Origin of the sequence: Kitasatospora sp. NPDC056273, from assembly GCF_042268845.1 — a bacterium.
GTDB lineage: Bacteria > Actinomycetota > Actinomycetes > Streptomycetales > Streptomycetaceae > Kitasatospora.
This window is the reverse complement of record NZ_JBHJSJ010000003.1, coordinates 311,465-332,676: the sequence shown is the minus strand read 5'-3', so window position 1 is coordinate 332,676 and position 21,212 is coordinate 311,465. Positions and strand designations below refer to the sequence as shown.

Annotated in this window: 13 protein-coding genes and 1 riboswitch; of the genes, 5 read left to right on the top strand and 8 right to left on the bottom strand. The window is 74.5% G+C overall.

Annotated elements, in window-relative coordinates:
* Nucleotides 1-102: 102 nt before the first annotated feature.
* Nucleotides 103-1,323: a cobalt-precorrin-5B (C(1))-methyltransferase gene (locus ACFCY1_RS04680; RefSeq protein ID WP_375873489.1), complete on the bottom strand. Its 1,221-nt coding sequence runs from the start codon at nt 1,321-1,323 to the stop codon at nt 103-105.
* 334 nt (nt 1,324-1,657) lie between these two features.
* On the opposite strand from ACFCY1_RS04680, the gene ACFCY1_RS04675 reads away from it, so the two are divergent.
* Complete coding sequence (locus ACFCY1_RS04675) at nt 1,658-3,397, top strand: TIGR03767 family metallophosphoesterase (RefSeq protein ID WP_107418848.1); 1,740 nt, start codon at nt 1,658-1,660, stop codon at nt 3,395-3,397.
* Between the two features lie 97 nt (nt 3,398-3,494).
* Here the strand turns inward: ACFCY1_RS04675 and ACFCY1_RS04670 are convergent, their stop codons facing one another.
* From ACFCY1_RS04670 to ACFCY1_RS04660, 3 genes are read right to left on the bottom strand one after another with little or no spacing between them, the layout of a single operon-like run.
* Nucleotides 3,495-5,012, bottom strand: coding sequence for a precorrin-2 C(20)-methyltransferase (locus ACFCY1_RS04670; protein WP_375873488.1), 1,518 nt, complete (start codon nt 5,010-5,012; stop codon nt 3,495-3,497).
* Nucleotides 5,009-5,635: a precorrin-8X methylmutase gene (locus ACFCY1_RS04665; protein WP_049649824.1), complete on the bottom strand. Its 627-nt coding sequence runs from the start codon at nt 5,633-5,635 to the stop codon at nt 5,009-5,011. The genes ACFCY1_RS04670 and ACFCY1_RS04665 overlap by 4 nt, the downstream gene beginning before the upstream one ends.
* Complete coding sequence (locus ACFCY1_RS04660; protein ID WP_375873487.1) at nt 5,632-6,999, bottom strand: hypothetical protein; 1,368 nt, start codon at nt 6,997-6,999, stop codon at nt 5,632-5,634. The genes ACFCY1_RS04665 and ACFCY1_RS04660 overlap by 4 nt, the downstream gene beginning before the upstream one ends.
* 214 nt (nt 7,000-7,213) lie before the next feature.
* A riboswitch (cobalamin riboswitch) is annotated at nt 7,214-7,299 on the top strand.
* 47 nt (nt 7,300-7,346) lie between these two features.
* Here ACFCY1_RS04660 and ACFCY1_RS04655 point away from each other — a divergent pair.
* The 3 genes from ACFCY1_RS04655 to lnt all read left to right on the top strand — a co-directional run bounded on the left by ACFCY1_RS04655 (nt 7,347) and on the right by lnt (nt 13,032).
* Nucleotides 7,347-7,607 (top strand): hypothetical protein, encoded by a 261-nt coding sequence (locus ACFCY1_RS04655; protein WP_147409322.1) that lies wholly within the window; start codon nt 7,347-7,349, stop codon nt 7,605-7,607.
* Nucleotides 7,604-11,227, top strand: coding sequence for a cobaltochelatase subunit CobN (cobN, locus tag ACFCY1_RS04650; protein ID WP_375873486.1), 3,624 nt, complete (start codon nt 7,604-7,606; stop codon nt 11,225-11,227). Before ACFCY1_RS04655 ends, cobN begins: the two co-directional genes overlap by 4 nt.
* Nucleotides 11,228-11,433: 206 nt before the next feature.
* Nucleotides 11,434-13,032 (top strand): apolipoprotein N-acyltransferase, encoded by a 1,599-nt coding sequence (lnt, locus tag ACFCY1_RS04645; RefSeq protein ID WP_375873485.1) that lies wholly within the window; start codon nt 11,434-11,436, stop codon nt 13,030-13,032.
* Here the strand turns inward: lnt and ACFCY1_RS04640 are convergent.
* From ACFCY1_RS04640 to gdhA, 3 genes are all read right to left on the bottom strand, one after another.
* Complete coding sequence (locus ACFCY1_RS04640; RefSeq protein WP_375873484.1) at nt 13,008-13,772, bottom strand: VOC family protein; 765 nt, start codon at nt 13,770-13,772, stop codon at nt 13,008-13,010. The genes lnt and ACFCY1_RS04640 overlap by 25 nt on opposite strands.
* 225 nt (nt 13,773-13,997) lie before the next feature.
* Nucleotides 13,998-14,873 carry a GyrI-like domain-containing protein gene (locus ACFCY1_RS04635; RefSeq protein WP_375873483.1) on the bottom strand — a complete coding sequence of 292 codons (876 nt, stop codon included), beginning with the start codon at nt 14,871-14,873 and terminating at the stop codon, nt 13,998-14,000.
* A gap of 157 nt (nt 14,874-15,030) precedes the next feature.
* Complete coding sequence (gdhA, locus tag ACFCY1_RS04630) at nt 15,031-16,425, bottom strand: NADP-specific glutamate dehydrogenase (RefSeq protein ID WP_074004345.1); 1,395 nt, start codon at nt 16,423-16,425, stop codon at nt 15,031-15,033.
* A gap of 331 nt (nt 16,426-16,756) precedes the next feature.
* Between gdhA and ribA the strand changes: the two genes are divergently transcribed.
* On the top strand, nt 16,757-17,386 hold the full coding sequence (ribA, locus tag ACFCY1_RS04625; RefSeq protein ID WP_049659023.1) for a GTP cyclohydrolase II: 630 nt from the start codon (nt 16,757-16,759) through the stop codon (nt 17,384-17,386).
* A gap of 137 nt (nt 17,387-17,523) precedes the next feature.
* Here the strand turns inward: ribA and ACFCY1_RS04620 are convergent, their stop codons facing one another.
* Nucleotides 17,524-21,105 (bottom strand): hypothetical protein, encoded by a 3,582-nt coding sequence (locus ACFCY1_RS04620; RefSeq protein ID WP_375873482.1) that lies wholly within the window; start codon nt 21,103-21,105, stop codon nt 17,524-17,526.
* Nucleotides 21,106-21,212: the final 107 nt, after the last annotated feature.

The window sequence follows — 21,212 nt, the reverse complement described above, 5'->3', positions numbered from 1 at the left end:
GCCGCCCTACTGCTCCATTTGTCCGATTCTTGCCCTGTTTGGGCGTCAGTTCTTCACGTCACCGGGCGATGTTGTCGCTCCGTCGTGACACCCGTGACATTGTCACGGCCCGAGCGGCTCCGCCCGGCCGACGACGGTGCCCGCGCGGTCGATGCAGATGACGTCCACCGCGACCGGCGAGCCCACCAGCACGCCGAGCGCCGTCGCCCGGGCCGCCTCGGCGACCAGGTCCCCGAGCGGCACCCCGGCCGCACGGCACAACTGCACGGCCTCCAGCGCGGTGTTGGCGCCCGCGACCGCCTCGGCCAGCGCCTCGTCCGCGCCGCCCCGGCGGGCCAGTCCGGCCAGGTAGCCCTTGTCCACCTGGGAGCGCGCCGAGTGCAGGTCGAGGTGGCCGGCCGCGAGCTTGGACAGCTTGGCGAAGCCGCCCGCGATGGTCAGCCGGGGCACCGGGTGGCGCTTGAGGTACTTGAGCACCGCACCGGCGAAGTCGCCCATGTCCAGCAGCGCGTCCTCGGGCAGCCCGTGCTCCGCGACCGCGACCTTCTCCGAGGTCGAGCCGGTGCAGCCGGCCACGTGGGTGCGCCCCGCCGCGCGGGCCACGTCCACGCCGCGGCGGATCGAGTCGATCCAGGCCGAGCAGGAGTAGGGGACGACCACCCCGGTCGTACCGAGGATGGACAGGCCGCCGAGGATGCCGAGCCGGGGGTTCCAGGTGGAGCGGGCGATCTCCTCGCCGTGGTCGACCGCGATCTCGACCACCACGTCCCCGCTGCCGCCGTGCGCGGCGGCCACCTCGGCGACGGCGTCCCGGATCATCTGCCGGGGCACCGGGTTGATCGCGGGTTCGCCGACGGGCAGCGGCAGGCCGGCCTTGGTGACCGTCCCCACCCCGGGGCCGGCCCGGAACACCACCCCGGTACCGGGCTCGCCGGACCGTACGGTCGAGCGGATCAGCGCGCCGTGGGTGACGTCGGGGTCGTCGCCCGCGTCCTTGACCACCCCGGCCATGGCGGCGGTGCGCCCGCCGGGGCCGGTCGGCTGCTCGGCTGCGGTCGGCTCCTCAGTACCGGTCGGCTGCTCGGCAACGGTCAGCTGCTCGGCCGCGAGGGCGAAGGCGGGCTGCTGCCCCTTGGGGAGGGTGATGACCACCGGGTCCGGGAACTCGCCGGTGAGCAGCGCGGTGTACGCGGCCCTGGTGGCGGCGGTGGCGCAGGCGCCCGTCGTCCAGCCGGGCCGCAGGCCGCTGCTCTTCAGCTGGCCGGCCCGGCCGCCCGCTCCGGCGCCGACCCCGGCTCCCGCCTCGGATCCCGCTGCGGCCACCTGCGCCCCGTTTCCGACGGCGCCCGCGCCGTCCTGCTCCGCTCCGGCGGCCGCACCGGACGCCGTCGCCGATTTTCCCCCACCGGCCCTGGTGGGGCCCGACCGGGGTGGCGGCGGCCGCGCCTCGCCCCGCTCGATGGAACCCCTCGTGCACGAGTTGCGGAGGGTCGCGCCGTCCCGCGTTCCCGAAGAGTTCTCCGCACGGGCCTCGCCCGCCGCGGCTACCAGTGAGTAATCTGGCGGTCCGCCAGAAGCGGGTTCATGACAGACGTGGGCCCGGCCGGGGTCGACTGCCCCGCCGGGCCACCAGCATGTGGGGGTTTTTGTGGCAGGGATGAGTCGGCGTACGTTCCTCACCGGTACGTCGGTGGCCGCCGCCTGGTCGGCCTTGTCGTTGGGCGGCGCGCAGTTCGCCTCGGCCGCGGCGCGCGACCAGGCCCTGGCGACGACGGCCGCGCGGGCGGTCAGGGTCACCGGGACCACGCTGGAGCAGGTGGCCACGCCGGTCGGCACCGGCGGCTACAAGCGGCTGACGGCCGGGCCGGGCTGGCCGCTGGTGGTGCGCGGCGACCTGGCGTCGGCGACCACCGGGCGGGACGACCGCCGGACCGGGCTGGCCAGCTTCGTCCAGTTCAGCGACCTGCACCTGGTGGACACCGAGTCCCCGGTGCGCTTCGAGTACCTGGCCAAGCTCAACGGCAGCGCGTACCGGCCGCAGGAGGCCCTGAACGCCCGCGGTGTCTCGGCCCTCGTCGAGCGGGTCAACTCGCTCGCCGGCGGCCCCTACACCGGGATGCCATTCAGCATGGTGATGGCCACCGGCGACAACACCGACAACCACGAGCTCGCCGAACTCGACTGGTACCTCAAGGTCATGGGCGGTGGACGGCTGGCCCAGAACACCGGTGACCTCAGCCGCTACGAGGGCGTGCAGAACTCCGGCAACGCCGCCTACTGGAACCCCGAACTCTCCTACAACGACGGCTACAAGGCGAAGGGCTTCCCGCAGATAGCCGGCTTCCTGTCCGCCGCCGGCCGCCCCTTCGACGCGCCGGGCCTGCGCACGCCCTGGTACACCACGGTCGGCAACCACGACGACAGCATCGAGGGCTCGCTGCCGGACCTCGGGCTGCTGAACGACCTGTACACCGGCCAGTACAAGCTGGAGGGCTGCGACGACGCCACGGCCGCCCAGCTGACGGACTCACTGCGCCGCGACCCGGCGGGCGCCGTGCTGCTGCTGGCGAAGCTGATCGCCAGTGGCGACCTGGTCCGCAAGGTCACCCCGGACGAGCGCCGCCGGCCGTTCACGCTCAAGGAGTTCGCCAAGGCCCACCTGAACCCGGCGGTCACCGGCGCCGGCCCGTACGGGCACGGCTTCACCTCGGACATGGCGAACAGCGGCAAGCTCTACTACACCTTCCGCATCTCGGAGAAGGTGGTCGGCATCAGCCTGGACACCACCAACCAAGCCGGGTTCGCCGACGGTTCGCTGGGCACCGCGCAACTGCGCTGGCTGGAGCAGCAGTTGCAGGCGCACAGCGGGCACTGGTACGACGCCGACGGGCGCAAGGTGACCGGCGGGAGCACGGACGAGCTGATCCTGCTCTTCAGCCACCACACCAGCGGCACGATGGGCAACCTGCTGCCGGACCCGCGCAACATCTTCGAGGGGCGGCACGACGGCAACGAGCTGGTGGCGCTGCTCCAGCGCTACCCGAACGTGGTCGCGTGGGTGAACGGGCACACCCACATGAACAAGATCACGCCGCATGGCCACGCGGTGCCGGAGCGGGCGTTCTGGGAGATCAACACCGCCTCGCACATCGACTACCCGCAGCACGGGCGGATCATCGAGATCGCGGACAACGGGGACGGCACGCTCTCGCTGTTCACCACGCTGATCGAGTCCTCCGCCCCGTACGGGACGGACTTCGGCGGCACCTCGGACGCCAACCTCGCGGCGCTCTACCGCGAGCTGTCGTACAACGACCCGAACGGCCGCCCGGCGGCGCTGCTGGGCGCGGGCGGGGACCACAACACGGAGCTGCTGCTCACCAAGCCGACCCGGTAGCGGTCGGCAGCCGGAGAACAGGGAACGGATACCAGCGAACAGAGAACAGATGACAGCGAACAGATGATGAAATCTGTTCGCTGTCATCTGTCACCCGTCACTCCTCCGGGTACCGCCGCGGCGTCCAGACGACCTCCACGCCGCCGCCCCGCTCGACCGCCCGGGTCTGCGAGGAGCCGATCAGCAGGATGGTCCGCATGTCGACCAGCGCCGGGTCCAGCTCGCCCAGTCGGACGATCCGCACCCGCTCGGTCGGGCCGCCGACGTCGCGGGCCATCACCACCGGAGTCTCCGGCGCCCGGTACTCCAGCAGCAGGTCCCGGGCGAGCCCGACCTGGGTGGTCCGGGACTTCGAGCCCGGGTTGTACAGGGCGAGCACCAGGTCCGCCTCGGCCGCGGCCCGCAGCCGCTTCGCCACCACGTCCCACGGCTTGAGCCGGTCCGAGAGCGACACCGTCGCGTAGTCGTGCCCGAGCGGGGCGCCGGCCCGGGAGGCGGCCGCGTGGGCGGCGGTCATCCCGGGGAGCACCCGCACCGGGACGTCCCGGTAGGCCTCCTCGCAGGCGACCTCCAGCACGGCGGTGGCCATCGCGAACACCCCCGGGTCACCCGAGGACACCACCGCGACGCGGTGCCCGCGCCGGGCGAGTTCCAGGGCGAACTCGGCGCGCTCCGACTCCACCTTGTTGTCCGAGCCGTGCCGCCGCTGCCCCGGCCGCTCCGGCACCCGGTCCAGGTAGGTGGTGTAGCCGACCAGGTCGGTGGCCTCGGAGAGCGCGCCGCGCGCCTCGGCGGTCAGCCAGAGCGGCCCGGCCGGCCCGGTGCCGACCACGGTCACGCTGCCGACGCCGTCCGACAGCCGGACCTCCGGCTCCAGCGGCGCGACCTTGCTCGGCAGCACCGCGACCGAGAAGTACGGCACCGTGTCGCCGTCGACCTCGGCGAGCGGCGCGATCCGCTCCCCCGCCATGAAGGCCCGCTCCACGTACTGTGCGTCCGCCAGCCGCCCGGCCCGCTCCAGGGCCCGGCGGACGGTCGGGAAGGTGCGCCCCAGCTTCATGATCACGGCCGAGTCGGCGGCCGCGATCCGCGCCGTCAGCTCCTCCTCGGGCAGCGTGCCGGGGATGACGGTGAGCGTCTCCTCGGCCTCGGTCAGCGGCTGCCCGAGCCGGGCCGCGGCCGCGCTGAGCGAGGTCACGCCCGGCACCACCTCGGTCGGGTAGCGGTGCGCGAGCCGCTTGTGCATGTGCTGGTAGGAGCCGTAGAAGAGCGGGTCGCCCTCGGCGAGGACGACCACGTCGCGCCCGGCGTCCAGGTGGGCGGCCAGCCGGGCGGCGGCCTCCTCGTAGAAGTCGTCCAACGCGCCGCGGTAGCCGCCCGGGTGGTCGGTGGTCTCGACGGTGAGCGGGTAGACCAGCTTCTCCTCGATCTGACCATCCGTCAGATACCGTTCGGCGATCGACCGTGCGATGGACCGGCCGTGCCGGGCGCTGTGGTAGGCCACCACGTCGGCCTTGCCGATGAGTTCGGCGGCGCGGACGGTCACCAGCGACGGGTCGCCCGGGCCGAGCCCGACGCCGTACAGCCGACCCGTGCTGCTCTGACGGTCCGTCACTCTTCTTCGCTCGCAATCGCGTTGATGGCGGCGGCGGCCATCGCACTGCCGCCGCGCCGACCGCGCACCACCAGGTGCTCCAGGCCGGACGGGTGCTCGGCCAGGGCCTGCTTGGACTCGGCGGCGCCGATGAAGCCGACCGGGACGCCGATCACCGCGGCCGGTCGCGGCGCGCCCGCCTCGATCATCTCCAGCAGCCGGAACAGCGAGGTCGGGGCGTTGCCGACGGCGACCACCGCGCCCTCCAGCCGGGGCAGCCACAGCTCCATGGCCGCGGCGCTGCGGGTGTTGCCCATCGTGCGGGCGAGTTCGGGCACCGAGGGGTCGGTGAGGGTGCAGATCACCTCGTTGTCGGCCGGCAGCCGCCGACGGGTGACGCCGCTCGCGACCATGTTGACGTCGCAGAGGATGGGCGCACCCGCGTGCAGCGCGGCGCGCGCGGAGGCGACCACACCGGGCGAGTACACCAGGTCCTCGACCAGGTCGACCATCCCGCAGGCGTGGATCATCCGCACCGCGACCTGGGAGACGTCCGCCGGGAGGGCGGCCAGATCGGCCTCCGCGCGGATGGTGGCAAAGGACTGGCGGTAGATGGACGCGCCGTCCTTCTCGTACTCGATCACTTCGTGGTCCTCCTGGCCTCGGCGACCGCCTCGGCCATCTCCTCGTTCGTCACAACGGCGTTCGTCACAACGGCGTTCATCTCATGGGCCTTCGCCGCATCGGGCTCCGGCACGTCGGCGTTCGCCCCGTTCACCGTCACCCGGTAGCCGCGCCCCGTGGCGAGCACGTCCACCCACCGCCCGGCCGGGTGGCCGCAGCGCCGTTCACAGCCCGACCAGTGGACGGGCAGCAGACCATCGGGGCCGGCACCGGTCCTCACGACGGCACCGGCCCTCACCGTGGCACCAGCCCTCACGGTGGCACCCGAGTCCAGCGCCCGGGCCGCGTCCGTACGGACGTCGGCCAACGACTTGGCGCAGCCCGGCAGCCCGGTGCAGGCGGTGGCCCGCTCCCAGACCGAGCCGGGCTCGGTTCGGAAGCCGGCCGCGGCGAGCCCCGGCAGCCGGTCGGCCGGGGCGCCGGGCAGCACGGCCCCGCGCCAGGGGGTCAGCCGCAGCTCACCGGCCGAGGCGGCGACCAGCGTCCGCCACTGCCCGGCGCTCGCCCGGCCGAACCGCAGCCCCACCGAGAGCCCGCCGGGTAGCGCACCGACGACCGGCGCGGTGCCGGCGAAGGCGGGCAGCGGCACCGTGCCGGCCGGCAGCAGTTCGGGGACCTCGCGCAGGTGCCAGGCCTTGCGCCCGTGCGTCCGCAGCGCCGCCAGGAAGGAGCGGGCCGCGTCCAGCACGGCCGCGACCTCCCGCCCGGCCTCGACCGGGTGTCCGCGTCCGTCGCGTCCGAGGCGCAGCAACCGCGTGCCGTCCGGGCCTGCGACCAATGTCACATCGGCGTCGAGCGCGGCGACGTCGCCCCGCCCGTCGTCCAGTGCGAACAGGAACTTGCCGGACAGCCCGGCCGCCCAGTCGGCGGCGCACAGCCGCGCGTCCAACTCCCGTACCCAGGACTGCACATCGGCGTTGCCGACGGCTCCCTCGGCGGCGGTGTCCAGTCCGGCCGTCGGCGAGGCGACGATGTTGCGGACCCGCTCGTGGGTGTCCGAGGGCAGCAGCCCGACGGCGCGCAGCCGGTCGGCGAGCTCGGCCGCGCAGTGCGGGGCCAGGCCGCGCAGCTGGACGTTGCCGCGCGAGGTGGTCTCCAACTCGCCGTCGCCGAGGGCCTCGGCGGCCTCGGCCAGCGCGAGGGCCTGACGGTCCGTCAGCAGGCCGCCGGGCAGGCGGATCCGGGCGAGGGCGCCGTCGTCGGCCGTATGCAGACGAAGTGCTCCGGGGCAGGCGTCCGCACGCCCCCGGTCGGGCACCTCCCGGTCGGGTCCTGCGGCGCCCGGCGCGGTGGCGTCGGGTGTCGGTGGCATGGCGGCGAGCATACAGATGATCCGATCGCTTGCCTCCGTCCGCTGCATCACACCCCGGCCCCGCCCCCGCCGCACCTGCCGGACACCCCGAGCCCCCGTCCGCCGGACATCCGAGCCCCGTCGGCCGGACGTCCGAAAGCTCACCCTCCCCCAGGTCAGCCGCACCCCGTACGATGCTGGCGGGCGGTCCCTCACGGACCGTCCGCACGCCAGCGACGGCGCAGGGGAGGAAACCGGTGCGAACCCGGTGCGGTCCCGCCACTGTGACCGCGGTTCACCGGTAGACCGGTCGGCCGCGGGAGCCAGGAACTCCTGCCGTCCTCCACCGGCCCGGGGCGCGGACCCCGAGGAAGGCAGAAATGTTCCAGCGCTGTCGCATGCCCGCGCCCGCGTCCCCGGCCGCCACCACGGCCGTCCCGACCGCCACCGCGGCTGTCCCGACCGCCGTCATGCCCGTTCCGGCCGCCGCCACGACCACCCCGGTCGACCGTGCGACCGCCCCGGCCCGCGCCGCGACCACCCCGGTCGACCGCGCGGCCGTCCGTGCCACCCCAGCGGCCGCCCCGGCCCAGATCCCGGCCACCCCGGCCACCGACGAGGCCGGGAGGGCCTTCACATGATCCTGCTGCTGTCGACGTCCGACACCGACCTGCTCAGCGCCCGCGCCTCCGAGGGGCCGGTGCGCTACCGCCTCGGCAACCCGGCCCGGCTCACCCCCGAGGACCTGCCCGCGCTGCTGGAGGGCACCGAGCTCGTCGTGGTCCGCCTGCTCGGCGGGCGCCGCGCCTGGCAGGAGGGCCTGGACGCGCTGCTGGCCGGCCCCCGCCCGGTGGTGGTGCTGACGGGCGAGCAGGCCCCCGACGCCCAGCTGATGGAGCTGTCCACCGTCCCGGCCGGCATCGCCGCCGAGGCGCACGCCTACCTGGCCCACGGCGGCGCCGCCAACCTGGCCGAGCTGGGCGCCTTCCTCTCCGACACCGTGCTGCTGACCGGCCACGGCTTCGCCCCGCCCGCCTCCGCCCCGGCCTGGGGCCCGCTGGAGCGCGAGGCCCGTACGCCCGAGGGTCCGACGGTGGCGGTGCTCTACTACCGCGCCCACCACATGAGCGGCAACACCGCCTTCGTGGAGACGCTCTGCCGGGCCGTCGAGGACCAGGGCGCCCGGGCCAGGGCCTACTACTGCGCCTCGCTGCGCGGCGCCGAGCCCGAGCTGCTGGCCGCGCTCGGCGAGGCGGACGCGATCGTCACCACCGTGCTCGCCGCCGGCGGCACCCGCCCGGCCGACGCCCAGGCCGGCGGGGACGAGGAGGCCTGGGACGCGGGCGCGCTGGCCGCGCTCGACCGCCCGATCCTCCAGGCGCTCTGCCTCACCTGGTCGCGCGCCCAGTGGGAGGCCAGCGACGACGGCCTGTCCCCGCTGGACACCGCCACCCAGATCGCCGTCCCGGAGTTCGACGGCCGCCTGATCACCGTCCCGTTCTCCTTCAAGGAGCTGGACGAGGACGGCCTGACCGTCTACGCCGCCGACCCGGAGCGCGCCGCCCGCGTCGCCGGCACCGCCGTCAAGCACGCCCGGCTGCGACACGTCCCGGCCGCCGAGCGCCGCCTCGCCCTGGTGCTGTCCGCGTACCCGACCAAGCACGCCCGGGTCGGCAACGCCGTCGGCCTGGACACCCCGGCCAGCGCGGTGCGGCTGCTGGAGCGGCTGCGCGCGGAGGGCATGGACCTCGGGGACGACCTCCCCGCGTTCGACGACGGCGAGGGCGGCCACGAGGGCGACCCGCTGATCCACGCCCTGATCGCGGCCGGCGGCTACGACCAGGACTGGCTCACCGAGGAGCAGCTGGCCCGCAACCCGGTGCGCATCCCCGCCGCCGACTACCGCCGCTGGTACGCCACCCTCCCGCAGGGCCTGCGCGAGCAGGTCGAGGAGCACTGGGGCCCGGCCCCCGGCGAGCTGTACGTCGACCGCTCGCAGAACCCGGACGGCGACATCGTGCTGGCCGCGATCCGCTCCGGGAACCTGCTCGTGCTGATCCAGCCGCCGCGCGGCTTCGGCGAGAACCCGGTGGCCATCTACCACGACCCCGACCTGCCGCCGAGCCACCACTACCTGGCCGCCTACCGCTGGATCCAGGCCGCCCAGGAGGACGGCGGCTTCGGCGCCCACGCGGTGATCCACCTCGGCAAGCACGGCAACCTGGAGTGGCTGCCGGGCAAGACCGCCGCGCTGTCCGCGGAGTGCGGCCCGGACGCCGTCCTCGGCGACCTGCCGCTGGTCTACCCCTTCCTGGTCAACGACCCGGGCGAGGGCACCCAGGCCAAGCGCCGCGCCCACGCCACGCTCGTCGACCACCTCGTCCCGCCGATGGCCCGCGCCGACTCCTACGGCGACATCGCGCGCCTGGAGCAGCTGCTGGACGAGCACTCCAACATCGCCGCGATGGACCCGGCCAAGCTGCCGGCGATCCGCGCCCAGATCTGGACCCTGATCCAGGCCGCCCGGCTCGACCACGACCTCGGCCTGGACGAGCGCCCCGAGGACGACGGCTTCGACGACTTCCTGCTGCACGTCGACGGCTGGCTCTGCGAGGTCAAGGACGCCCAGATCCGCGACGGTCTGCACGTCCTCGGCCAGGCGCCGACCGGCACCGACCGGGTCAACATCGTGCTCGCCATCCTGCGCGCCCGGCAGATCTGGGGCGGCGTCAGCGCCCTGCCCGGCCTGCGCGAGGCGCTCGGCCTGGACGAGGCGGCGCTGACCCTGGGCGCCACCGACGCGGCCGAGGCCCGGGCCCGCGCCCTGGTCGAGGCGATGGAGGCGGAGGACTGGGCGCCCGAGGCGGTCGAGAAGGTGACCGCCGAACTGCCGGAGGCCGTCCAGGAGGCCGTCCGCGCGGTGCTGGACTTCGCCGCCGCCCAGGTGGTGCCGCGGCTCGCGGCCACCACCGACGAGCTGGACGCCGTGCTGCACGCGCTCCAGGGCGGCTTCGTCCCGGCCGGCCCGTCCGGCTCGCCGCTGCGCGGCCTGGTCAACGTGCTGCCCACCGGCCGCAACTTCTACTCCGTCGACCCGAAGGCCGTCCCCAGCAAGCTCGCCTGGGAGACCGGCCAGGCGCTCGCCTCCTCCCTGGTCGAGCGCTACCGCTCGGACAACGACGGCGCCTACCCGCCCTCGGTCGGGCTCTCGCTCTGGGGCACCAGCGCGATGCGCACCGCCGGCGACGACATCGCCGAGGCCTTCGCCCTGCTCGGCGTCCGCCCGGTCTGGGACGACGCCTCGCGCCGGGTCACCGGCCTGGAGCCGATCCCGCTGGACGAGCTGGGCCGCCCGCGCATCGACGTCACGCTGCGCATCTCCGGCTTCTTCCGGGACGCCTTCCCGCACGTGGTCGCCCTGCTGGACGACGCGGTGCGCCTGGCCGCCGCCCAGGAGGAGGCCCCGGAGTCGAACTACGTGCGCGCCCACGTCCAGGCCGACCTCGCCGTGCACGGCGACGAGCGCAAGGCCACCGTCCGCGTCTTCGGCTCCCGCCCGGGCACCTACGGCGCGGGCCTGCTCCAGCTGATCGACAGCCGGGACTGGCGCACCGACGCCGACCTGGCCGAGGTGTACACGGTCTGGGGCGGCTACGCGTACGGCCGCGGGCTGGACGGCCGCCCGGCCCGCGAGGAGATGGAGACCGCGTACAAGCGGATCACCGTCGCCGCGAAGAACACCGACACCCGCGAGCACGACATCGCCGACTCGGACGACTACTTCCAGTACCACGGCGGCATGGTGGCCACCGTACGGGCCCTCACCGGCAAGGCGCCGACCGCCTACATCGGCGACTCGACCCGGCCGGAGACGGTCCGCACCCGCACCCTGACCGAGGAGGCCGCCCGGGTCTTCCGCGCCCGGGTGGTCAACCCTCGCTGGATCGAGGCGATGCGCCGCCACGGCTACAAGGGCGCCTTCGAGATGGCCGCGACGGTGGACTACCTGTTCGGCTACGACGCCACCACGGGCGTGGTCGCGGACTGGATGTACGAGAAGCTGACCCAGGAGTACGTCCTCGACCCGGTCAACCGGGAGTTCCTCGCGGGCGCCAACCCGTGGGCGCTGCACGGGATCAGCGAGCGGCTGCTGGAGGCGGCGAGCCGCGGGCTGTGGGAGCAGCCGGACCCGGAGCTGATCGAGCAGCTGCAGGCCGCGTTCCTGGAGACCGAGGGGGACCTGGAGGGCGGCGAGGAGTAGGACCGCGCACGGTGATCGGAGGGGCGGGCCCCCTCGGGGCAGCCCTCCTCGGGGCCGCTCCTCCTTGGGGCCACCCCTCCGATCGCCCGTTCTGGCAAGGCCACTGGTACGGCCGGGACCACTGGTTCCGAACATGGGGCTCTTGTCACCCGTTCGGCTGAACGGCGTACTGGTGGTGTACGCCCGTCAAGCGGACAATACGGGTCATGTCGCGTCGCTCCGCTCCCGCCAGCCCGACCCTGAGCACGACCGCCGCCGAGGAACGGGAGCCGCACGCGCCGCACCGGTACCGCGCGCGGACCGGTGCGCTGGCGGCCGGAGCGGTTCCGGTGCTCGCCTTCCCCGCGCCCGGGCAGGCCTGGCTGGCCTGGGTCGCGCTCGTCCCCGGACTGCTGCTGATGCAGCGGGCGCCGTCGGGCCGGGAGGCGGCGGTGCGCGGCTGGTGGTTCGGCGCGGGGTTCATCCTGACCGCGATGTACTGGCTGGTCCCGTCCGTCGGGCCGGGGCTGCCGGTGATCGCGGTGCTGTTCGGGGCGCTCCAGAGCGCCGTCGGGTACACCGTGCACCGGCTGCTGCACCCCCGGCTGACCGCCCGTCGGGCCCTGCTCGCACTGCTGGTCGTACCGGCCGTCTGGGTGACGACCGAGTACGCGCGGTCCTGGCCCGCGCTCGGCGGGCCATGGGCGCTGCTCGGCGCCACCCAGTGGCAGCACCCGGCGGTCCTCGGGCTGGCCTCGGCCGGCGGGATCTGGCTGGTCAGCGCGGCGGTGGCGGCGGTGAACACCGGGGCGCTGATCGCGCTGACCGCGGTGCACCGGCGGCCGCGGGCCGTCGCGGCCGGGACCGTCGTGCTGGTCCTGGCCTCCGGTCCGCTGCTGTTCGCGCTGCGCGAGGCACCCGCCGCGGACGGGGCCGTGACCGTGGCACTGGTCCAGCCCGGCATCGTCGAGGACCCCCAGGCCCGCTTCGAGGCGAGCGCGCGGATCACGGCCGGACTGGTCGGGCAGCCGGTGGACCTGGTCGTGTGGGGCGAGAGCAGCACCACCGCCGACCTGGACCGCGACCCGGCCGCGCTGGACACCCTGCGCCGGCTCGCCGCGACCAGCGGCGCCGAGGTCGTCGCCGGGGAGGACGCGCGCAAGGCGGACGGGCGGATCTCCAAGGACGCGGTGCTGGTCTCCCCCGCCGGCGTGGTGGACCGCTACCGCAAGATCCGGCTGGTGCCGTTCGGCGAGTACATCCCGCTGCGGCCGGTGCTCGGCTGGATCGCCGGGGTCAGCCGGGCCGCGGGCGAGAACCGGGCGCCCGGCACGTCCTTCCACGTCCTGCCCGCCACCGACCGGGCGGGCGCGCCGCTGCCGGTCGGGGCGCTGATCTGCTTCGAGTCGGCCTTCCCCGACATGGCCCGCACCGCCGCCCGGGACGGCGCCCGGGTGCTGGTCTACCAGTCCTCGACCTCGACCTTCCAGCGCACCTGGGCGCCCGAGCAGCACGTCTCGCTGGCCGCGATCCGGGCCGCCGAGACCGGCCGGCCGGCCGTCCAGGCCTCGCTGACCGGGGTCTCGGCCGCCTTCGACGCCCAGGGCCGGGAGCTCGCCCGGCTCGGCACCGACGGCACCGGCGTGCTGACCGTCCGACTGCCGCTCACCGCGCCCCGGACGCTGACCTGGTACGACCGGATCGGCGACGTGGTGCCGCTGGGGGCGCTGCTGGTCACGGCGGGGGCGGCGGGCGCGGGCGTCGCCGGGTGGCGGCGCTCGCGCGCCCTGCGGCGTGCCGGTCAGCCCTCGGTACCGGCGGTGTAGACGCCGAACGCGGCGCCCTGGGGGTCGCGCAGCACGGCGATCCGCCGGCCGCCCGGCATGCCGGTGGCGGGCGTCAGCACGTCCCCGCCGAGCGCCACCGCCCGGCCGACGGTGCCGTCCACGTCGGCGGCCGCGAAGTACGGCAGCCAGTGCGGCGGCGCCTCGGGCGGGAAGCGGTCGTCCATCGTCAGCATGCCGCCGAAGTCCCGTCCGTCCAGGCCCCACTGGGGGTAGTGCTCGGACGGGGCGACGGACCAGCCGAAGACCTCCGGGTAGAAGGCGAGCGCGCCGGACGGGTCGCGGGTGAGCAGTTCCACCCAGCCGAGCGCGCCGGGCTCGTTGAACACCCCGGCGCCCCGGAAGGCGCGGGCCTGCCAGAGGATGAACACCGCGCCGGACGGGTCGGCGGCCACCGAGAACCGGCCGAAGTCGAAGACGTCGCCGGGGTCCTTCCGGACCAGGCCGCCGCACTCCTTGATCCTCGCGGCGGTGGCGTCGGCGTCGGCGACCGCGATGCAGACCGTCCACGCGATCGGCTGCTGCGGGGCGTAGCGCGGGGTGATGGCGGCGGCCGGGACGCCCCGGACCAGCATCTGGGTGTAGTCGCCCTCCCCGGGGCGGGCCGTGTCGTCCGCCTGCCAGCCGAAGAGCTCGGTGTAGAAGGCCCGGGCGGCGGCCGGATCGGAGGTGCCCAGCTCGGTCCAGCAGGGGGCGTTGGTGGTCACGGAGGTCTGCTTCATGGCGTCTGTCCTCGCAGCTTGCTCGGGAACTCCCGGGTTTTCGGCGCCTCGGCCCCCGCACCTCCAGGCCCAGCATGCGGGGCGGGGCGGAGCTTGGCGGGCGGGGTGGGCCGAACGGGCGGCGAGACGGGCGGGCGAACACATGACAGATGACAGCTGACAGATTTCGAAATCTGTCAGCTGTCATCTGTCATCTGTTCGCTGTTATCCGTTAGCTGTCGGCTGTCAGCCGCGCACGGCCCTCGCCACCGGGATCCACAGCTCCGCCTCGGCGTCGGCCGTGCCCGGAACCGGGCTGACCCGCAGGATCTCCGGACCCGGCCGGGCCTCGTACGGGTTGGACGGGAACCACTGGCCGGCCACGTCCGCCCACATCTCCTGCAGGGCCTGCGGGAACGGCCCGGAGTTGGTGAACACCGCCCAGGTGCCGGCCGGGACGTCGAGCACATCCAGGTCCGCCGGGACGGCGGCCCCGTCGCGCGCCACCACCGCGTGCCAGTAGTCGAGTTCGGACCCCTCCTCGCGGTTCGGCGAGAAGTCGTCGCTCACCGACAGGATCCCGGCCGGGTCGTCCCCGGACAGCTCCGCGATCCGTTCGACCGTCTCCTTGCCGAGTCCCTTGATGAACTCGGCGATCCCCGGGTTGATCCCCAGGTAGATCAGGGTGACCCGGGCCTTCCTGCCGACGATCCGGAAGTCCGGCTTCTCGACGATCCGGTATTCCATACTGCTGCTTCCCTCCACGATGAGTCGGAAGGACATCCGGGGCTGGGAGACGAGCACCGCGCCGTCGCGCCGGGCCTCGCCCGGCCCGACTCCGTGCATGGCCCGGAACGCCCGGGCGAACGCCTCCCCCGAGGAGTACCCGTACCGGACCGCGATGTCGAGCAACGTCCGCTCGCCGTCCAAGACTTCGGCCCCGGCGACGGTGAGCCGCCGACGCCGGACGTACTCCGACAGCGGCATCCCGGCGAGCATCGAGAACAACCGCCGGAAGTGGTACTCCGACGTCATCGCGATCCGCGCCAGCTCGGCCACGTCGACCTCGCGGTCCAGGTCGTGTTCGATCCGGTCCATCGCCCGGTTCAGGTGCTCCAGCACGCCAACCCCGTCCTTCCCTTGCTGACCTTCACCGTAGGAAGGACCCACCCTGCCGCACCCGACAATCGGTGCCCGCTCCGGTCGGGTGCCGGGCTCCGATCGCCGGGTGCCTGGTGCCTGGTGCCTGACCGATCGCCGGGCGACGGCCGTCAGCGGCTCAGATCAGGCCCTGGGCCAGCATCGCGTCCGCGACCAGCTCGAAGCCGGCGATGTTCGCGCCGACCACGTAGTTGCCCGGGTGGCCGTAGCGCTCGGCGGTGGTGAAGCAGGAGTCGTGGACGTGCTTCATGATCCCGGCCAGCCGCTCCTCGGTGTGCTCGAAGGTCCAGGAGTCGCGCGAGGCGTTCTGCTGCATCTCCAGGGCGCTGGTCGCGACGCCGCCCGCGTTCGCCGCCTTGCCCGGACCGAAGGCCACCCCGGCCTCCTGGAACACCCGCACCGCCTCCGGGGTGGTGGGCATGTTCGCACCCTCGGCGACGGCCAGCACCCCGTTGCGCACCAGCGCCAGCGCGTCGGCCTCGGCCAGCTCGTTCTGGGTGGCACAGGGCAGCGCGACGTCACAGGGCACGCCCCACACGCCCGGGCCCTCGACGAACCGGACGTGGCCGCCGCGCAGTCGGGCGTAGTCGGAGACCCGGCCGCGCCGGACCTCCTTGACCTCCTTGAGCAGGTCGAGGTCGATGCCCTTCTCGTCCACCACGTAGCCGGAGGAGTCGGAGCAGGTGAGCACGGTCGCGCCGAGCTGCTGCGCCTTCTCGATGGCGTAGACGGCGACGTTGCCGGAGCCGGAGACGACCACCCGGCGCCCGTCCAGGCTCTCGCCGCGGCTGTGCAGCATCTCGGAGGTGAACATGACGCAGCCGTAGCCGGTGGCCTCGGTACGGACCTGCGCACCGCCCCAGCCGAGGCCCTTCCCGGTGAGCACGCCGCTCTCGTACCGGTTGGTGATCCGCTTGTACTGGCCGAAGAGGTAGCCGATCTCCCGGCCGCCGACGCCGATGTCCCCGGCCGGCACGTCCGTGTACTCGCCGAGGTGGCGGTACAGCTCGGTCATGAAGGACTGACAGAACCGCATGATCTCGGCGTCCGAACGGCCCTTGGGGTCGAAGTCGGAGCCGCCCTTGCCGCCGCCGATGGGCAGGCCGGTGAGCGCGTTCTTGAAGATCTGCTCGAAACCGAGGAACTTGACGATCCCGAGGTTCACCGAGGGGTGGAAGCGCAGCCCGCCCTTGTACGGGCCGAGGGCGCTGCTGAACTCCACCCGGAAGCCGCGGTTGACGTGGATGTCACCGGAGTCGTCCGTCCACGGCACCCGGAACATGAGCTGCCGCTCGGGCTCGCAGATCCGCTCGATGATCCGGGCGTCGAGGAGTTCGGGGCGGTGGGCGAGCACCGGCGCCAGGGTCTCCAGCACCTCGTGGACGGCCTGGTGGAACTCGTCCTCGCCCCGGTTGCGGCGGACCACGTCCGCGTAGAGCGCCTCTATCGCGCGCTGCTCGGCTTCGAAGGAGCCGGGAGCGGAGGTGTGGGGGGTGGCAGGGGTCGTCGACATCTTCAGGACCCTTCCGTGGTCGTCGATGGGCGTGCGCAGTGTCCCGACGGGCCTGAGGGACGTGCCCAGGAAACGGCGCCAGTCTCGCAGTGTCCACACCGCGGGTCCCGCACCATCCACATGCTGGAAGCCCTGGTGGGAACAGCCGGGGCTGATGGGGTGTTGTGCGCCCCGGTGGTCGAGCCGGGCCCCGGCGGCCGCTAGTTGTTCAAATTGGAACTACCTAGTACGGTCGACCTCCGACGCACCACGACCCGTCCGGGTCCGACCGCGTCCACCCCGGTCCGCGCCGAACCGGCCCGGCCCACCCCCGATCCACGGAGGCCCACCCATGCCGCAGCCCGGCGCCGCCACGGTGCGCTCGCGTGTGCGCATCCCGCTGACCTTCCCCGACGGCTACCGCGCCGACGCGGAGGTCTCCACCTTCCACGGCCTCACCGACGGCGCCGAGCACCTGGCGCTCGCGCTCGGCACGGTCCCCGAAGGCGGCACGCCCCTGGTGCGACTGCACTCCGAGTGCCTGACCGGCGACGTCTTCGGCTCGGACCGCTGCGACTGCGGGCCGCAGCTGCGCGAGTCGGTGGAGCGGATCAGCGAGGCCGGCGGGTACCTGCTCTACCTGCGGCAGGAGGGCCGCGGCATCGGGCTCTACAACAAGCTGGACGCCTACGCCCTCCAGGACTCCGGCCTGGACACGTACGACGCCAACACCGCGCTCGGCCTGCCCGAGGACGGCCGCGACTACACCGCGGCCGCCCAGATGCTCGCCGCGCTCGACGCCACGGGCATCGACCTGCTGAGCAACAACCCGGACAAGGCGGCGCAGCTGGCCGACCTGGGGATCGTCGTGCGGCACCGGGTACCGACGGGGGTGCACCTGTCGGCCAGCAACGTCCGCTACCTGCGGGCGAAGGTGGAGCGGACGGGGCACTCGATCGAGCTGTCCCGGCTGGTCGGCTGAACTGCCGCACGGGCGGCTGGTGACAGATGACAGCTGACAGATTTCAAAATCTGTCAGCTGTCATCTGTTATCTGTTCGCTGTTATCTGTTTGCTGTCGTCTGTTCGCGGTGATCTGTCAGCTGTCAGCCGTTCGCTGTCACCCGCGCCCCGCGCGCCCCCGGACCGTCCGCAGCACCCCGTACGCCGCCAACGGCAGCGCCACCAGCAGCGCGGCCCAGAAGGCCCCGTGCCCCCACAGCCCGGCGATCGCCCGGAACAGCCCCTCGAACACCGGGATCCGCAGCGCCTCGACCGGGCCCAGCGGCCCCGGCCAGGCGCCCAGGAACAGCGTGGCCGGGACCCAGAGCACGAACAGCCCCTTGGCGGTGGCCGGCGTCCCGAGGGTGCTGACCAGCGACACCACCGCCAGCAGCAGGACGAACCCGGCCTGGTAGTCCGCACCGCCCTGCCCCGTCCCCCAGGAGTCGGGCGTCGGGTGCGCCCCGGTGGCCGCCAGCCGGACCTCGACCGCCGCCCACAGCAGCAGCACCAGCACCGCCGTCGTCCCGAGCGCGAACCGCAGCCGGTCGCGCGCACCGGCGCCGCCCGTCCGCCACCGCCCGGACGGCGCGCTCCCCGCCCGCTCGGCGGTGCCGGCCCCGGACGGCCCCGCGCCCCGCACACCCCGCACGCCCCGCTCCCGCCAGGCCTCCCGGGCCTGCCTTCGGGCCTCCTGAGCCGGCTTCAGCAGCCGGTTGGCGGCCCGCTCGATCAGGACGAGCGAGACGACGGTCGCCACCACCGCCGCGATGCCGGCCCAACTCCCCATCCCGCCCTCGAACACCACGACCCGGTCGGCCACCGACGGCGGCGTCTCCAGCACCGTCATCGGCGGTCCGAGCCGCAGGTAGCCGATGGCGAGGGCTCCGGCGCCGGTCAGCAGCGCCGTGCCGATGCCCACCCGGGCGGGGAAGAAGGCGATCACGGCGGCTGCGACGAGCCCCGCGCCGAGCTGTCCGGCCACCTGCCGGGCCGCGTGTTCGCCGGCGTTCCGCAGGGGGCCGCCGAACACGCCGGCGGGCGAGAGGTCGAGCTTCTCCCCCGCCTCGACCGGGTAGCGGAGCACCGCCCCCGCCCACAGCAGCAGCCCGAAGGCGAGGAGCAGCAGCAGGACCGCCCCGGCCCGGCGCGGCAACGCGGTGCGGGCGTGCGGCCACCAGGCCGCCAGCTGCTCCCGCCGCTCCTCCCAGCCCGTCGGCGGCCGGCGGCGCCGGTTGAGCCAGAGCCGGGCCACCCGTCCCTCCTGTCGCACCCCGGCCTCCGGTTCGGGCCGCTCGGGCCGTCCCCGGCCGCGCCGCCGCAGTGCCTCCGCCGCGACCAGGGCCGCCCGTCCGGCCGGCTGCGCCGGGTCGGCGCTCACCGCCCGACGGCGCAGCGCGGACCAGTGGCGCCGCACCACGTCCCGGGGAGTGGCCGCCGCCGGGTCGGGCGCCGGCTTGCGGGCCACGGTCCGTACGGCGGTGCGGGCGCCCGCGCCCATGGCCAGCGCGCCGTCCACCACCGAGGCGGCCACCGCGGCGGCGAGCTCCGAGACCCGCCCGGGCAGCGGCAGTCGGTGCAGTGCGGCGGGCAGCGGCGAGAGCCGGCCGAGCAGCCGCGCGCGTTCCTCGGGCCGGATGCTCAGCCAGACCGCCTGCCGGTGCGCCTCCTCGCGTTCCTCCGGGCTGAGCCCGTCGCCGCCGCGCCGGCCGCCGCCGACGGTGCGGGCCAGCCGGTCCACCTCGGCCAGCACCTCCGGCAGTGCGGCCAGTGCTAGCAGCCGCGAGCAGTGCTCGCCGGCGCACTCGGGGTGGAAGCAGTCGTAGCGGGCGACCACGGCCGGCACCCCGCCCCGGACGAGTTCGTCGATCAGCTCGGCGCCGTCCGGTGCGGTGACGACGCGTTCCAGCCCGGTGGTGTCGATCGGCCGGTCGCGGTAGTGGGGGACGGCGCCCGGGACGAAGGCGGCCCCCAGGGCGAGCACCGCCACCGCGGCCACGGACTCGCGCCGGGAGCCTGGCGCCTTGGCCACGTCGGAGAGGTAGTGCAGGTCGAAGACGGTGTCCTCGACCTCGTCCCGCAGCCAGTCGCGCACCCGTTCCGCTCCCCCGGTGGCCAGCCAGCGGGCCGCCGCGCCGGAGTTCTTGAGCAGCGCCTCGGTGAGCCGGACCGGGTCGGTGAACGGGTTGCCGAGGAAGGTGACCGGCCGGTGGGCCCTGGCCTGCGCCTGCGGTCGGCGGCGGATCACCTCGGGGGTGCCGCCGGCCAGCCAGCTGCGGACCTGCGGGGCGGTCCAGCGGTCCTCCGGCATCTTCGTGAACAGCCCCTGGAGGAGCAGCAGTTGGCGCGGGTCGCGGACGGCGCTGAGGTCGACCTCCTCGCCCATGACCAGTTCCAGCTCCAGCTCCTGGTCGTCCGGGCGCTCGCCGTCCGCGCCGACGAAGCGGGGCCGGCCGACGAACAGTTCGTACAGCACGTTGCCGAGCCCCCACCAGGGCCCGGCCTGGTGGTTCTTGCCGGCCAGCTGCTCGGGGGCCATGTAGGCGACGGTGACCATCATCGCGGAGGTGAACCGGCGGCTGTCGGTGAGCCGGTCGACGCCGCCGAAGTCGGCGATCACGAACTCCCCGGACCCGCTGCCGGGGCGCACCAGGATGTTGGCGGGCTTGAAGTCCAGCGGGTTGCGCTGGATCCGCTGCTGCCAGAAGTCGAGCAGGGCGACCAGCTCGTAGACGATCTGCTCGGTGGTCCGCCGGTCGCCGTGCCCGCCCGACCGCCACAGCCCGGCGACGTGGGCGGCGAGGGTGACCGGCAGGTACTCCATGGCCACCCAGTCGACCTGGGCGCCGTGGTGGCGGACCCGGCCGAAGTCGATCAGCTGCGGGACGTGCCGGCGGAAGCCGTCGTGGCCCAGGTGGGAGAGCAGGTCGTGGTCCATCGGCTGGCCCGCGACGGCCACCTTGACGGCCGCGTCACCGCCGCCGTCGGTGCGCCGGACGTACCAGACGGTGCCCTCGGAGCCGGCTCCGGCCCGGCCCAGCGGGATGAAGCGGCTCCGCAGGGCGTCCGGGAAGACGCCCTCGAACGGACCGCCGGTGTCCGGGGCCCCGCCGAACCCGTCCTCGGGGCCGGCCGGGCTCCCGCCCGCACTCCCGCCGCCGCCTCCCCCGGCCGGGGCGGGGCCGCCGGGCCCGATGCCGTCCTGCCAGGAGGACGAGCCGGCCCCCGAGCCCGACCGGGGCCGGACGACCTCGGTCACCGCCTCCGAGTCGGTACCCGGCGAACGTCCCGAGTGCCCCGAGTCCCCCGAACTGCCCGAGCCCCCCGGCCGGTTCGGCCGGAGCTCGGTCGGAGCGTGCGGGTCGAACCTCGGCCCGGTGTCCGGCCTGCGGCGGGTGGCCGCCTCCGGGTCGTACCGCGGCTCGTTGCCGGACACCCGACGCGTCGCGGCCTCCGGATCGAAGCGCGGCGGGGCGGCGGGCACCCGACGGGTCGCGGCCTGCGGGTCCACCCGGGCCCGCGGGGTCGCGCCGAGCCGGGACGACCGGTCCGGGGCGTCCTCGGAGGCGCGCCAGCGCCCCCGCGACCACCGCTCCACCCTGCTCCCCGGCGGATTCCCCGGCTCGGCTCCGGCGGCCGACCGGGGCCTCGGCCCGCGCCGACCGCCCTCGGCCGGGTCCGCGTCCTCCGTCGTGCCCATGCGACGCTCCCCTCCCCCGCAGCCCGGACCGGCGCGGGGCCGTGACCATGGGCGCACCGGTTCCGGGGTGGATTGTGACGCGTCATCATCCCTCATGGCGGGCGCGG